The sequence below is a fragment of the Flavihumibacter stibioxidans genome (assembly GCF_014332695.1).
GTDB lineage: Bacteria > Bacteroidota > Bacteroidia > Chitinophagales > Chitinophagaceae > Flavihumibacter > Flavihumibacter stibioxidans.
In genome coordinates, this window is record NZ_MBUA01000023.1 from 189,608 (window position 1) to 204,824 (window position 15,217).

Consider the following 15,217-nt stretch of genomic DNA (forward strand, 5'->3'; position numbering starts at 1 on the left):
AAAGGGTATAAATAAATGGATAATCCTTGGGATTCTAATTAAAAGTTCAATATATCACACGAAAGAAATAATGCGGGGCAACAGCTCCTTTTCGTTATTTGGTGGAACAATCTTCAAAACGAGATAGCCAAGTACTAACAAGTAACCAAAAGATAAGAATTTGATAATCCGTCCTTCATTTTTGGTACATTTTTGAAGGGGCCGAAGCTGCACTAAGTCATTTGGGAACAAGACGGCAAAAGTGGCCTTGAATTTCATTTATTGGCAATCAAAAACTCACAATTTTGCTGCTTTTTAGTGGATAACCAAGTTGCCAGCCACCCTAATTTTTTTAGTAATTTCGAGATCGATAAATACAAATTGTTATGCTGGGAACACTCAACGTCATAAATGCTGAGAACTTCATAAAGGCTATGAGTGACATGCAATGCGGGAAAACCGAAATAGCTCAAATCAGCAGTCTTGATTTTGAACTAAAGCAGTATATTACAAAACCTATAGAAGGCTATGAAGAACCTAAAAACTTTCCGAATTGTTGTGGTAAACACAGGCAACTTCTGCAATTTGGTAAAGAAAGATTTGAGGCCTTTCCTAACTGCTGTGATAACCACCGAAAGCTTAACGCAGCTGCTTGGTTCAAAAAGGAAGCCTATGCATATATGCCTCTAAAGCTTGTTACGACTATAGCTTATACCTGGCATTGTATTGCCAAACATATTGAAAGCGATGATTGGTATAAAAATATTACCGACTATATCGAATACACCAGAAAAAGTTATGGCCAGTTCCCTGATGGGTTCGGAGCCCCAATTGGTTTAAACTTTTATGTAAATACTCTGGAGAAAGACATAGAAAATGAAAAAGAACTGCCAGTCAAAAAAAAAGAAAAACTGCTAAACTTCCTCAGAAAAGAAGAGGAACCGGGAACCGATTACGAGCAGACTGACATCAATCTTTTGATTGGTAAGTATAAGGAATGGCTTCGGCATTTTCCCTTTGAACTAAGCTTTCTTAGCCATCTGAAACCCTACTTTGAAAGACAGATGCCGATTCATACAGGAAAAGGTGAAACGAATATCTATACTGGCCTCACAGGGTTTAAATTAAAAATAAAAAAACAACTAATAGGTTTTCTTCAGTCTGCCACGCTTACCATTATCAAAGAAATTAACACAAGGAAGATTTACCACGACAACCAGTTAAATGACACTGCTGGTGTTCAGTTAGAACTTGTACTCGCTAAACGAAAAATAGAACTGGAAGAACTGGACAAGTCCGGTTGGGAAGACAGGAAGGACTATATCAAAGTGCTCAAGAAATGGCTGAATGGAGAAAAACAATTTGTAAAAGAGATTAATTCCGCTTTCAAAGACAAGAACAAAATTGATTTTACCCGCGATTTAATCAACGGTTTTTTGGGCCTTGCAGAAAAACGACACCAACGAACCATGCATCGTCAATATAAGGGAGAACAAACCCGATAAGGAAACAGCATTTCGCTATTGGTTTAAAAACTTCTTTACAGCCAGGTATCCTGACGCAGTAGTAACGGCCGAAGAAGCAAAAGGCAATGGACGAATTGACCTGAAGATTTCTCACCGCTTATTTGGTGATAAAATAATTGAGTTTAAAGGTTGGTGGAACCAGGATAAAAAGTCATCGCCCGAACAAATTTGCAGCTACCTCACGGACTTTGAAAAAGAAGGATATGTTTTTATGATCAATCATTTGGAAAAAAAGGAGATTGTATCTGACTATGAACAACTAGTTACCGATCCAGCAATGAACTACGTACCTGGTTCATGGAAAGAGCACCGCTTTGAAAACACGGACTTAAGGTATTATGAATCGAAACACCAGTTTTCTATCAAAGAAAAAACAGTCTGCCATTTCGTTTTCAATGCGAATTATCCAAGTCAAAAGAAATAATGTTTGAACAAAGCATTTCGAATAGCATAAATACTTTTATCGCAAAACAAGAGATAGAAAAATATGCTCAGAGATATTGAGTACCATAAGTTTTTTGGACTCCTTTTGAAAGTAAGCGAGATGCCAAAAGCTAATCCTGAGATAATCAGGACTCTTCAGTTCACTGATGACTGCTTAGCAGTGGACCAGAAATCCAAGACGATCCTTGCCAGGGCTTTGAGCGACAGTTTACTGGCAAATGAGTTTTACGATCCAGATACAATAAAGAATTCCGCCATCTCCCTTGACTTGCTGTTTTTATTGAGATGCCATTTTATACTCGCTAACAGCATTGAGAAATGCGAAAATTACAAAGAGGTATTGGCTGTTGCAGAAGCCGACAGTTTTTATTCTTTATTAAAAAACTACCAGGATAAATTTGAGTTTTGCGCTCTGGCCTATGTTCTGAAAAAAGCCACGATTCCTTGGTCAGGTTTTACCGTAGGATTCGATGGTACGGATTGGAGCGACATCCATTTGCTTTCTTCAGTTTTACCTTTTTCAAATGCTTCTTTCAATGATTTTCTCTCCTGGATCACATTGATTGCAAAAGGACAAGAAAATGATTTGGCGCTTGGCAGCGTGGGCAAATATGTATATCAATGGGTACTGTTTAAGGCCGACAAAGGAAATGATATAGAAGCTAATTTGGTGGCGGTAGCCAATCATCCCCAAGCACACCGTTTTCTTTCGGGAATTTTGAAAGGGTTAAAAGAAATACAGGGGAAAAGTCTAAAATATTATACGGACATTTTTTTGCCCTTTTTAAATAACTCTAACGCCTATTCAATTTTATATGGCCTTGGATCAATTGAACAGGAAAACGATAGCAGCGGAGAAGCTTTTTTTAAGCTGATTGAAGATAGAGTAGCAACTGGTGACTTATATCTAAAGGATTTTATCAGGCTCTGTTGCTATTACAATTATTATACACAGGAGGTTTACAACAGGATTGATACGATAATTGAAACAACACAGGAAAAAGACGAGCTATTAGCCATTATTGAATTTCTCCAACAGGCGTCGGATGACAGCAACCGCGAATGGTTTTTCAAAGCGGCTCGTTCCACCATCACTAAGGATGACCCTAGCCTGATACAATCTCTTAACAATTTATTGATCCGAATCACAGAATCAGACCTTCTACTTGCTTACGAGTTATTCACCTTACGATTGGAGGCGATCGGTGCACATAACCTGTTGAAAACGGCATTGCAGGAAATGACGAGGGAAAATCCGGAACAATTTCAATTCTGCTTCGTAAGGTGGCTGCTTAAAGGCAACAACCGTGTTCATGCTGCATTGCTTCACATTTCATCTCTTTCTTTTTTTGGCAGTAGCATGTTTGAGATCTCTAACCATATTTATGACAGTCTGAATCCTAAGGAAAAGCTTTTCGTTGCATACAAGATTATCGGATACGTCTATTCGATGAAAGCTCTCCAGATGATGATTTTATCGCTAATTAAGTCAGTTAAAGAAGACAATGGGACGTTGAAGGAAGGGCTGACTTTTATTTTGCAGGAATACCTCGTATATAATTATCGTGGGACACTTAAATTAATCAACAATGATCTTAGCAATGCGACACTACTTCCATTCGCTAAAGAAATCTTTCAAAAAACAAATGATCATTTTGAAGATTACTTTGCGAAGCTGAATAGCATTTCACTAGACAAAGAATTGTTGCCATACCGGGAAAATGTACAACTGCGAAACTTTTATTACCGAAAGATTTTTGCCGATCTTCCAAATAATTCTGAAGAAAATAGTATTTCCTCGTTGTTTAAATCCACTCGGGTAAACGCAAATAATTGGGCCATCAGAAGGACCAAGGAATTAAAGCATCAACCATCACCATTGGGGTATATATCAGTTACATCAGAATACCCTTCCGGTGAAAAATTAAATCCAATAAATCAGGAATATATCCGAAGAACTTACCAGAAACTTGAAATAGATGAAATTAATATTGACTGATTATATAGCGTCTCTTAAGGAAGATAGAGAATTGGACAGTCTTGTTCAGGACCTGCTTCGTGAATATGATTTTGAGATCGTTTACGGTCCTCATAAAGGCCAGCGTCAGTATGGCGTGGATATTTATGCCGTCGGCAAAGATCCGGAGGACAGCAAAAGAAAAGTATTTCTTGTTACGGTGAAGCAAGGAAATTTTGATCGAAAAAACTGGCAAGGATCAATTCAAGCACTGGAGCCTTCATTGAGAGAAATCGTGACCGTTTTTGTCAGAAACAATCTGGCACCCGAGCATCGCGATTTACCCATCAAAATCATCGTTGCCCACAATGGGATTAATGATCCTGCAGTTCAGCAAAACTGGGTTTCATTTACTGAACAGTTTCCGGCAATCCAATTTAGCATATGGCAACTGGAAACGATTGTCCATATGGTGTATGAAAAAATGATGAATGAAAATGTTCTTTCAGATCAAAGAAAGATTTTGTTTAGAAAAATCATCGTTTACCTTTTTAACCCTGACTACGATTTATCCGACTATAAAGTTCTTCTAGATGATATTATTGGCGACCTCGCTCCAAAAGAAACTGAGAAAAAGAATAACCTAAAATCGCTTCGTAAGATCAATTTATTATTGACGATTGTTGTTTCTTACTGCGAAAGGGAAAATGACACACGACTTGCACTCAAGGCCTGTGAGATTACCATTTTACGGGTCTGGAAATTTATTAATGAAAATGAAGAATTGATTGACCAGGACTATTTCGGGCAATTCATTCAGGTACTCATAGTTCGTAAAAATGTGACCTTACTTTACCTTTCAAAGGTGCTCCCTGTCTGTGAAATCAAAGACGGATTCAGCAAGAATTGTGGTGACTCTGTCAATTATACCCTAGTAACGTATGAACACTTGGGCCTAATTGCCCTGTCGGGATTGGAGTTTCTACAAATGGCTGATCTCTATTCGAACCAAAACGACGAGTTGGTAAATATCCTGAAAGACTATGCATATCAATGCGCAAACGGAGTAATTAATCTTTTTAACAATAACAGGGTTATATTCAACCCGAGAGCTGACAATCAGGTTATCGAGATAAATCTTGCTCTTCTACTTTTGTTTCTTACTGGAAAAAGAAACGATATAAGGACATTACTGATTGAGTACAATAACCAAATTGCACACGGGAAAATATTTCTCAATATTGCTCCTCATTATTATAACAACATAGACGAAATATTTGATCTGGATGTTAACTATAAAAAGAGAGATCAATTTCAGTATGGATCTTCATCGCTTATAACGACACTAACGGAATGGTCAGCCGTCATCAACGATTCTGGTGTTTACAAGGCGTATTTAATATTAAAAGAAAAGGTATTTACGGATTGCGACCTAACACTTTGGTACCCGGACCGTACTACAGAATCATTGCTATATACCAGTTGCGCCCTTCCAAAAAGTGGTTATTGCCTTTCAAATATCGTTTTCCCGGAAGATTTTGAAGAATTTAAAATACTGACATTGACAGATCATGTATTTAACTGCGAAGAACACGACTTTCTTTTTTTAAAGCATAGATTGTGGAGCATTGGTCTTATAGCCAGCCGGCACTATAGAACCTATGTCTTTCCGCACTATTGGAGACAACTAATTGAAAATGTCTGTACAGTTTCAATTGAGGCTCCTGCCGATACCGAACTAACAACGAAATAAGATTCAACATATTTACTGGACAGATGGACACCATTGGAATATTAGCATACGGTTCATTGATTGAAGATCCAGGTCAAATGATCTCCGACTTAATCATAAAAAAAATTAGCACAGTAACGCCATTTCCGGTTGAATACGCCAGAATTAGCAGTCCAAGGGACGGTGCACCTACCTTGATCCCTTTCGAAGCCGGCAACCTGTAATAGGTAACTACAACTACAGAGATTTCGGCAACAGGAGTGCAGATGGATATTTCACACTAAAGTATACCACCTATTTCAGTCAAAAGTATACCAGTTTTAGCCGGGCCTTGGACCTGTCAATACGGCGCAAAGTATACCACTTCTCAGGTGACCCCCTCCCCTTGCGGCTGATTAAAGGCCCGCAATAACGATAGTGTTAACGAAAATTATGGTTAACACTTTACGTTTTCAAATATCTAACCCTATAAATTTAAATGAAAAGGTACTTATTGCTGCTTATCCTTCAGGTCATTGCGTTGCCTTACTTTACCAACAATGAATGCAATTACAAGAGTTGTAAGTGAAGTACCAAATAGAATACTACCAGCAGTATCATGCTGTGTATAAACTAAAAATCCACCTACCAACAAACATGAAAGGCCCATAATCAGGGCAAATATTTGACCACGGCTACTCTGTGACAATTCTTCTTTAACAGCAAATTTTTCTAATTCAATCCTGTGCTCTTGCTGTTTTTCAGCCATCGCCATAATTCGATTAGCCCCATCAGGAATAACACGACCGTATTCTTCCATATCTTCCGGCGAAGGAATAGGACCACGATGGGATTTTGATTGAACTATTAATGATAGGATTTGCCTCTTCTGTGTTTGGGGAATGCCTTTGAAAATATTAGGCTTTACCTTCTCAATTTCCCTTTCTATATTCATTAACTCCCCATTACCATTCGGCTCTTCTTCAGTTTTTTGTGTTTTGGGATTGTGCGGTTTTGAGCTACTCATTATATTATCTCTAATATGAATGTTCTATTTTATCGTTTTTTATACAGTCGATTTCTTTTGCACAATCTTCCTCATCAATAAACTCAATCAGTGCTGAATGCAAATCTTGGCCTACTACTCCCCAATCGTTAATCAATGCATTACGATCTGGATTTGAAGTTTTATTAAAGGTATAATAGCATCCTACAAGGTTAATTATCGAACCCATACCCGTAATAAAATCGGTTTTAGGGAATAGAAAGTCACTGCGAAATACTTTCTTTTTCATTTTTGGAGATTTAGAGTTACAATAGCTTTTCCACGGTATAGACGTAAGGACTGTAGCTTAAGTTTTCAGTGGTGAAGATTATCTTTTTTTTTCACACTTTATCAACCTATGGTAAAATACAGTGAAATAACGCAAAATCGGTGCCCTTGTTTTGCAAATTAAGTTAAAAGGATTAAAAACTGCAATGGTCAAACGAAATCAATTACCCTATTGTGTAAACTAAAATGGCCAATCAATCGTACCACACAGTGTACCACCATTAAAAAACCGCATCACAATCGTTTGATTTTCAATGCGGTTATTAAAACTTCTGTAGTCCCGACAGGAATCGAACCTGTATCTAAAGTTTAGGAAACTTCTATTCTATCCATTGAACTACGGGACCATAAAAGAGCCTGAACTGTGTATGTACAGGATTTCACGGCCGCAAATATAGGAAATCCGGGCTATTTTCAGCATGCTATATTAATTCGCCTGTTCCGCTGGCCATATCTGCATTTTTAGGGCAGAATTTTTCCTGTTTCTACCAATATTTAGTATTTTAAATATATAGTTGCATCATTGCCAATTCTTGTGTAATCCACCGTTCAAACCTAAACCATCACCCCCCGGCAACAGCCCAAACACAATCAATATGGCAAAACTGATAGACCTGAAGACTTTTACCGATAAAAGAGGAAACCTTACCGTGGTGGAAAAAGTCATCCCCTTTGACATCAAAAGACTTTTTTATATCTATGGAGTGGATGACTCGGTTCGGGGTGGCCACCGGCACCACCATACCATCCAGGCCGCCATCTGCCTGAAGGGCAAATGCCGGATCTACAACAATGACGGCCAGGAAGAATCCACATATATGCTGGATGCGCCCAACAAATGCCTTATCCTTGAACCCAAAGACTGGCATAGTATGGACGAATTCTCACCGGATGCCATCCTGATGGTACTGGCTTCCGAACATTTTGACCAGAACGATTACATCTTTGAACCTTATGGAAATCATTGAATACGAAAACCTGCTGAAAGTTAACCAGGATGCTTTTGATGAATACCGCGAAGCATTCGACAGGGTACTGAAAAGTGGCTGGTATATCCTGGGTGAACAGGTTAAAAACTTTGAACAAGCGTTTTCCGCTTATTGCAATACACGGTATTGTATCGGTGTGGCCAACGGACTGGATGCACTGATCCTTTCGCTGAAAGCCCTTGACCTGGAACCGGGCAGTGAGGTTATCGTGCCATCCAACACCTATATTGCCACCATCCTTTCCATCGTACACAATGGACTTCAGCCCATCCTGGTGGAACCGGATATCAATACCTACAATATCGATCCTTCCCTGATAGAGGAAAAGATCACCTCAAGAACAAGGGCTATTATGGTGGTCCATCTTTATGGAAAGCTTTGCAATATGGAAGCCATCAGGGCAATAGCCTTTAAACATGATCTTAAAATTATTGAAGACTGTGCCCAGGCTCATGGAGCATCCTATCATGAAACCAGGGCCGGCAACTGGGGCGACCTGGGTGCATTCAGTTTCTATCCGACCAAAAACCTGGGTGCACTGGGCGATGCCGGGGCAGTTACCTGCAATGATGAAATGCTTAAAAACAAAATTGCCAACCTGCGCAATTATGGTTCTTCCGTAAAATACCATAATGAAGACATCGGGTTCAATTCAAGACTTGATGAATTACAGGCAGCCTTGCTTTCCATCAAACTAAAGCGGCTTGACCATATCAACAGCCATAAACGGTCGTTGGCCCACCTGTACCTGAACGGACTGAAAGAAGATTTCATAAAACCTGTTGTTCAGGAGGGATATTTTGATGTGTACCACATTTTCAACATCAGACACCCAAAGAGGGATGCATTAAAAGAGTATCTCCTGAAGCATGGTATTAAAACCGAAATTCACTACCCGATTGCCCCTAACAAACAGCCTGCCATGAAGGAAGTATTACACGATCAACCCAGCCCCATCGCGGAACTGATTCATTCCACCACCCTGAGCCTGCCCATTTCCTATTTTCACACTACTGATGATGTCAGCAGGGTTATTGAGATAATGAATTGCTATTGACTTTTTCCCTGTAGGTCCTGATGATTCCTGACAAAACCTCAGCAAGATCATTCCTGTCTTTTTTCTCCAGGTGGGGGATCATTTCACCATAAAACTCCAACTGAAAATCGTTGTAGATCATATCGTAGGTATTGATAGACTCCAGCAACTCAGGGGTTATTTCATCCAGGGGAAAGGCTGCACTGTGTTTCAGGCGGTCATGCACTTCCAGTTCACACATGGTTAGGATACATTTTTCGCAGGAGCCGCAATTGTAGGAACCCTCATCATCATTCTGGCAAACCCTGATATTATTGAGCCCCACCGGCCAGTCCCCCACCAGTCCCACTTTTTCCAGTCGCGTTAATTCCACTCCATGGTGAATGATCCTGAAATGGCCGCTGCTGTAATACTGATCCAGCAGCGGATGCGAGCCCCATGGATACATCGAACTGGGCGTATGGTTGGTGGCAATGTAGGCGCTGTGAAAGCGTCTGCTGAAGAAGGCGGCCACAGCGCTTCTTTGTGCGCCAAGTGATTTGTAGGTATAAAACCAGCCATCCCGGTCAAGAAACTTAATATTGGTCAATGCGGGGATGAGTTCAATGCCACAATCATCGGCAACTGTTTTAGCCGCATCGTATCTCCCCTTAATGAGCTTTTGCACCCTGTCGGGTTCAAACTCCGTATTGTTATGGTAACCGATGGTCATACCTGCCCTGATGGCAAGAGGATGCTCATCCGGAATATTCAACTTGTTCCATCGCAGGGTTGCCAGTGAATCGATGCCGCAGGATAACAGTCCCACTGATTCCTTAGCACCAAAATCGCGCACTTTGAAACCGGCCAACGGTTCCACCACCGGGGCATCATAGGGAACATCATTGTACCATGACTTCAGGATGGGAACAACCAGTTTCAGGTGCTGGAAAGTGAATGGGCAGATCGGCTGGTCAATCTGTATCCTTTCTTCCCCCACATGCCAGGCTGCCAGGTAGGCAGCAACAAGGAAAGCATTGGGATCAGCCCAGATGGCATCCCCGTACTGTTCAGGCGTTTCCACGAAGAAGCGCAGCGGATCCCTTTCTTTCTGTTCCCAGATAACATCTGCCTCCACCCTTTCAAATCCGCCGACTGACCTTTGTCCGATATTTGTAATGATCATAACGATAAATTTTAGATGGCAATTTTTGAATGACTGTTTATTCCGATTTCCTTAAGGAATTGATTGAGAACTACTGAAGTATCCAGGTATTCAAGGGCGATTGCCCTTGCAGCGAGGGAATGTTTATTCCAGTCGCGTTCGATTTCTTCTACCGCTTCCCTTGCTTCCTCCAGGTTATTTACGGCAAAAAGGCCTGTACCACATGGCAGATGTTCACTGAAGCCGGTATCCTGCATAATGACGGGGCGGCCGGCAGCAAGAAAGGCTGCGCTCCGGTCGCTGAACAAACCTGCCTGCAATGCAACGAATACGTTTTTACACACACTGAATTCTGCCTTTGACCGGGCGATATAATCCATAAATACCTGGAAAGTGATGGTGGTATCATGGGCCCTGATCACTTTCCAGCCATGCGACTGTAACAAATCCTGCGGTGCATTTTGTCCCGCAACGGCCAGTTCAAAACAGGTGGATGAGGAGCCGGGCAGATCAAGGAATTTTAAAAACTCAAGGTCCTTTTGACCATAGTCCTGGCCCTTATAATGAATGGTCCGGTGCGATTGCCAGTTCATCAGCGTGGTAAAAGGCGCATCAGCAGGCGGAGGCAGCACCTTAAACATTTCAGTATCTACGGGATCATGAATATATTTCCAGTTGATCCCGCCTGCCGGGATTTTATTCCCCGGCTTGCCCACATTATATCCAACCGTATAATAATGATCATATTGGGGGTATGGAATGCCCATTTCCAATGAACCGGCACGATGAATATGGGTATAGCCGGGTTCCCCGTCAATCAGCACAGAACAGGCACAACGCCTGCGTTCTTCCTCCCAGCCATTTCCGGCTCCCATGTCTATGTAAACATCGGCCCGCTCAAACAAGGCCTCCACCGCCGTTTTATCCATTCCATGATATTCTCCGTAGTAATCGGCAAAGCACCAGTTTTTATCCAGGTCAAATGTTGTTAGCAGATCGTTGACTTGTTTTATTCCATAACTGCAATCATTGTTCATCACATTTTCAAGCGGATGAAAACAGGAATCCGGATAGCCAAACTTTTCTACAAAATAAACATCGTGACCAGCTTTTTTAAAGCCGGCGAGGTATTGTACCACCCAGGACATCATTGCCCCCAGGGGATACCGGACCATATATGCACCAACAATTATTGTTGCCATAAATTAATATTTCTGACTATTCATTGATAACCGGCTGACCAACCAGGGCTTCCAGGAATTGCTGTTCAATCTCATGCAGTATTTTTACTGCACGGTCCCTGCAGGCAATGGCTTCCCTTCTTGCTTCATTTGTCTGCGCATATACATATGCGTTATAAAGACTTTCGTAGTTAACGGATTCAACCGGTAAGATCAATGGCCAGCCGATGGCCTTTACCTGGCCGGAAATTTTGGCGCCTCCTTCAACAGGATCTATCACTATGGGAGGAACACCGTTCTTCAATGCCAGTACAGTACCATGCAGGCGGGTGGTCAGGACAATATCCATCTTCGCGATCAGGGATTCAATTTCAGCGGGAGTCCTCAATCCATGTTCATTTTTGGCTATCACCGTATCGATCGGAACAACTGCCAATTCATTTTTATCGATCAACTGGCGGAACAACTGATTGGCCACTGGGTGTTTGGATCGCTTGCCATATTCTTTTTGCAGATGGGCGAGGATAAGTCCGGCCACAGGCACTTTCGGCGCGGCAGACAGCATACTGATATCCGGTCTCACCACCTGGTCACTGTCTCTTTCAAAAAGTATGTCGAAGGGATTCCATTCATGAATGTTCTGCAGCATGGAAAGGTTCAGGCCAATCAGTTTGCAGCCGGCAAAATGTTCCAGGAAGCCGGTGATCGGCCATCCATTGCCAAAGGGTCCGCAAACAAACAGTACATGACTATAGTCGACTGCGGAAGTATCCTCCCATTTTACCCCTCCGGTAAAAGGAGGCGCATAAGCCACATCAAAATCCGCCCCGGCTTTTTCCAGCCAATTACAGGCAACGTTGCAGGCCATGATATCGCCTGCCGTGGCACCCATCTCTTCAAAACTGAACCAACCGGCAACCAGTACTCGCATACTTATATTTTAATTTCCAGTAATTGTTTTTTCTTCTTTTCCAGCAAATCGCCGCCTTCATTCCGGAAAGCGTCAACCAGCCTGCCCTTTTCGAGGTGCAGGATAATATTGCAGGATTTTACCGTATCTATTCTGTGTGTGATCATAAAGGATGTGCGTCCCTGCATCAGTCTTTCCATGGCTTCCATGATCTGGGATTCGGTTTTCACATCCAGCGCGCTGGTAGGTTCATCAAGGATCAGGATCGGAGCATCCTTAATAAAGGCCCTTGCAATGGAAAGTCGCTGTCGTTCGCCACCCGACAGTTGCATACCGCGTTCACCGACAAGCGTGTCATACCCGTTACTGCAATTTTCAATAAACTCATGTGCGTTGGCCATTTTTGCGGCTGCAATAATTTCTTTCCGGGTGGCGCCGGGTTTGCCATAGGCAATGTTCTCGGCAATGGAAGTGGAGAAGAGAACCGGCTCCTGCAGAACGAGACCAAACTGGTTGCGGTAATCGGCCAGCTTGTATTGCCGGATATCCTTTCCATCAACGTAAACGGTTCCCGACTCCACATCATAAAACCGCATCAACAGGTTGATAAGCGTAGATTTTCCGGCACCTGTTGTTCCTATTATACCCACCCTGTCACCGGTATTGACCTCAAATGAAATGTTCTGTAATATCTTTCTATCCTCTCCGTAGGAAAATGATACCTGGTCAAATTGAACCGATCCGTTACATCGGGCCAGAGGCAATGGATTCGCTGCTTCCGGCACTTCCCTTTCCTTATCAAGAATGGTGAATACCCTGTCCACACTTACCAGTGAGGACTGGATATCATTCAGGTTTTTACTGATCCTGTCAAGCGGGCCGAAAATCTGGGCCAGGTAGGCCATAACCAGGGTCAGGTCCCCGAGTGTCATACTACCCGACTGTACTGCAATGGCGCCGAAATATAAAAAGAGGGCCGTGCCGGCAGCAAATACCATTCCGGCTAAAAAATAAAACCCTGCGGCAACCCTGGCCACCTTAACCTGGCTTTTTACGGCGTCGCCGGCCCTGGCGGCAAAACGTTCCAGCTCCATTTCTTCCTGGCCAAATGCCTTTACCACACGAAGGGAACCCAGTACCTCATGCACCACCGACATGGCTTTGCTTTCATTAACCTTTACCTTGCTCCATTCCCTGTTCAGGCGCACCGTTGAAAGCCTGGTAAGGAACATCAGTATCGGGATAATGCAGAGTGCAATCAGGGCAAGTTTCCAGTTGATCAGTAACATTACCCCAACCATGGCCAGCAAAGTGATGACAGATGAAACAAAGGATGCAAAATTGCCTATCAGGAAAGAACGGATGGCTACTGTATCATACTGGATCCGGTACAAGGCATCGGATGTACCTTCCCGATCGTGGTAGGCAATCGACAACCGCTGGATCTGGTTAAAAAGTTTTGACCTGAAATCAAGCACCAGTTTTTCACCAACATTTGTACTGACCAGCCAGACAATGTAGGCATGAATATTATTAATGAATGCAATAAGGATCACAAATATTGCAACCACTAAAACTATTGTACCAAATACAGGATCTGTAGAAGGAGGAAATGCAAAACCTATGTAAGCGGGTAACTGCTCTTTGCCAAAACCGCTGTCAATGAGGATCTTTAAAGGGAGGGGTTGCAGCAATGAAATGGGAGCGGCAATCAGGTTCAGCAGGAATATACCTGTCAGCTGGGGCCATAAGGGTCGGGCCTGGTTAAAAATTCGTTTTATTATGGTAAATGACGAGTATTTCATAAACAGGAAATCATTTCATTCAGCACTGTATAACTGTCAAAATAATCCTCAGCGATCTTACGTGCAGCGAGGGCATGCTTTTTATAATCGGCAGTTATTTCCTGCAATGCCTGCAATGCCCCTGCCGTATCATTAAAAGCAAACAACCCGTTTCCTGATGGCAGGTACCTGCTCCATTTTGTATCCTGGGTAATCACCGGCCTGCCCATGGCCAGGTAACAGGCGGAGCGGCATGAAAACCATCCGCTGTTGGATTTAACATAGGTCTCTTTGGCCACTGAAAACTCTGCACAGGAAGATTCAATATAGGCCTGGTATTCATCTGTGTTCCTGACCAGCTGAAGCGGATCCCTGATGACCCAGCCGGCTTCGGTTAACCGTTGCCGTTCTAGTTTTTTTGAACTGTCGGTTACAAGCAACTCAAATAATACGCCATGGAATTTCGCCGGCAGATCAATGAATTTTTCAAACTCCACATCTTTCTGTCCCCATTCTTCCCCCTGGTAAATCATTTTTTCCCGGGTAGACCAGTTCATGACAGAAGACAACTTACAGATATCAGGAGAACCGGTTGTTTGCTGCCAGTAATCAAGGCAGACCGGTTGCCTGGTAACCTGCCACTTTAATCCGTATGTTGGTATGCTGCAATCTCCGGCATTGATATTCTCCCCAAAGCTGAAGAGATGACTATAATTACTAAACCTTTTATTAATGATCTCCCGGGATTTTTCAGGTTCGTAATCATTCCAGTATTGCACCTGGGTGAACATGGGGTCCGAATCAAGCAGGATGCGGACAGGGATATCAAGGTACTCATCCCGCATCCAGATCGATTCAGATATATTCAGAAAAACATCTGCCGTTTTAAATATATCGTTCCGTCTTGCATCGGCAATACCAAACCATTTACCACTTGCAACATCTTTATAGGCCCACCTGTCACCCAGTCCGAATTTCTCCATGGTTTCTTTCAGGTACTGAATACTGTCAGACGAATCGTCCCAGGATTTTCCTTCCGACTGAAAACGGGAATACTGCATAGTGTCCTCGATATAATACACATCATGACCCAATAAATGCAATCCCAGCGGGTATTGGATATAATCCCAGGTTACGCCGCCTGAAGGGAACAGACCGATATAGCCGGAAACAATGATTCTAAGTTTTTTCATACGGGTTTCTTCTATTGGGAGCGGCTGAAA

At 42.5% G+C, this 15,217-nt stretch carries 13 protein-coding genes and 1 tRNA gene; 6 read left to right on the plus strand and 8 right to left on the minus strand.

Features of this window, described 5'->3' with window-relative positions; translation table 11 throughout:
• Positions 1-365: 365 nt before the first annotated feature.
• From BC349_RS12160 to BC349_RS12175, 4 genes are all read left to right on the plus strand, one after another.
• Complete coding sequence (locus BC349_RS12160) at positions 366-1,484, plus strand: hypothetical protein (RefSeq protein ID WP_187257038.1); 1,119 nt, start codon at positions 366-368, stop codon at positions 1,482-1,484.
• The gene (locus BC349_RS12165) at positions 1,423-1,929 is read left to right on the plus strand and encodes a hypothetical protein (RefSeq protein ID WP_187257039.1); all 507 of its coding nucleotides are present in this window, start codon (positions 1,423-1,425) and stop codon (positions 1,927-1,929) included. The genes BC349_RS12160 and BC349_RS12165 overlap by 62 nt, the downstream gene beginning before the upstream one ends.
• A gap of 63 nt (positions 1,930-1,992) precedes the next feature.
• Positions 1,993-3,948 carry a hypothetical protein gene (locus BC349_RS12170; RefSeq protein WP_187257040.1) on the plus strand — a complete coding sequence of 652 codons (1,956 nt, stop codon included), beginning with the start codon at positions 1,993-1,995 and terminating at the stop codon, positions 3,946-3,948.
• A complete protein-coding gene (locus BC349_RS12175) occupies positions 3,929-5,659 on the plus strand; it encodes a hypothetical protein (RefSeq protein WP_187257041.1) in 1,731 nt (576 codons plus the stop codon). The genes BC349_RS12170 and BC349_RS12175 overlap by 20 nt, the downstream gene beginning before the upstream one ends.
• Positions 5,660-6,128: 469 nt before the next feature.
• Here the strand turns inward: BC349_RS12175 and BC349_RS12180 are convergent, their stop codons facing one another.
• From BC349_RS12180 to BC349_RS12190, 3 genes are all read right to left on the minus strand, one after another.
• Positions 6,129-6,644 (minus strand): DUF2335 domain-containing protein, encoded by a 516-nt coding sequence (locus tag BC349_RS12180; protein WP_187257042.1) that lies wholly within the window; start codon positions 6,642-6,644, stop codon positions 6,129-6,131.
• Between the two features lie 10 nt (positions 6,645-6,654).
• Positions 6,655-6,912: a hypothetical protein gene (locus BC349_RS12185; RefSeq protein ID WP_187257043.1), complete on the minus strand. Its 258-nt coding sequence runs from the start codon at positions 6,910-6,912 to the stop codon at positions 6,655-6,657.
• 313 nt (positions 6,913-7,225) lie between these two features.
• Positions 7,226-7,297 (minus strand) — tRNA-Arg (locus BC349_RS12190).
• A gap of 249 nt (positions 7,298-7,546) precedes the next feature.
• On the opposite strand from BC349_RS12190, the gene BC349_RS12195 reads away from it, so the two are divergent.
• Positions 7,547-7,918, plus strand: a complete 372-nt coding sequence (locus BC349_RS12195; RefSeq protein WP_187257044.1) for a sugar 3,4-ketoisomerase — start codon at positions 7,547-7,549, stop codon at positions 7,916-7,918.
• Positions 7,905-8,996, plus strand: coding sequence for a DegT/DnrJ/EryC1/StrS family aminotransferase (locus BC349_RS12200; protein ID WP_222840167.1), 1,092 nt, complete (start codon positions 7,905-7,907; stop codon positions 8,994-8,996). The genes BC349_RS12195 and BC349_RS12200 overlap by 14 nt, the downstream gene beginning before the upstream one ends.
• On the opposite strand, the gene BC349_RS12205 is transcribed toward BC349_RS12200, so the two are convergent.
• The 5 genes from BC349_RS12205 to BC349_RS12225 are packed head-to-tail and all read right to left on the minus strand — an operon-like array spanning position 8,971 to position 15,187.
• Entirely contained in the window at positions 8,971-10,140 is a 1,170-nt protein-coding gene (locus tag BC349_RS12205; RefSeq protein ID WP_187257045.1) for a hypothetical protein, read from the minus strand. The genes BC349_RS12200 and BC349_RS12205 overlap by 26 nt on opposite strands.
• An 11-nt stretch (positions 10,141-10,151) precedes the next feature.
• Positions 10,152-11,321, minus strand: a complete 1,170-nt coding sequence (locus BC349_RS12210; protein WP_187257046.1) for a glycosyltransferase — start codon at positions 11,319-11,321, stop codon at positions 10,152-10,154.
• 16 nt (positions 11,322-11,337) lie between these two features.
• Complete coding sequence (locus BC349_RS12215) at positions 11,338-12,231, minus strand: polysaccharide pyruvyl transferase family protein (RefSeq protein ID WP_187257047.1); 894 nt, start codon at positions 12,229-12,231, stop codon at positions 11,338-11,340.
• Between the two features lie 2 nt (positions 12,232-12,233).
• A complete protein-coding gene (locus tag BC349_RS12220; RefSeq protein WP_187257048.1) occupies positions 12,234-14,015 on the minus strand; it encodes an ABC transporter ATP-binding protein in 1,782 nt (593 codons plus the stop codon).
• A complete protein-coding gene (locus BC349_RS12225) occupies positions 14,012-15,187 on the minus strand; it encodes a glycosyltransferase family 1 protein (protein ID WP_187257049.1) in 1,176 nt (391 codons plus the stop codon). The genes BC349_RS12220 and BC349_RS12225 overlap by 4 nt, the downstream gene beginning before the upstream one ends.
• Between the last annotated feature and the right edge of the window lie 30 nt (positions 15,188-15,217).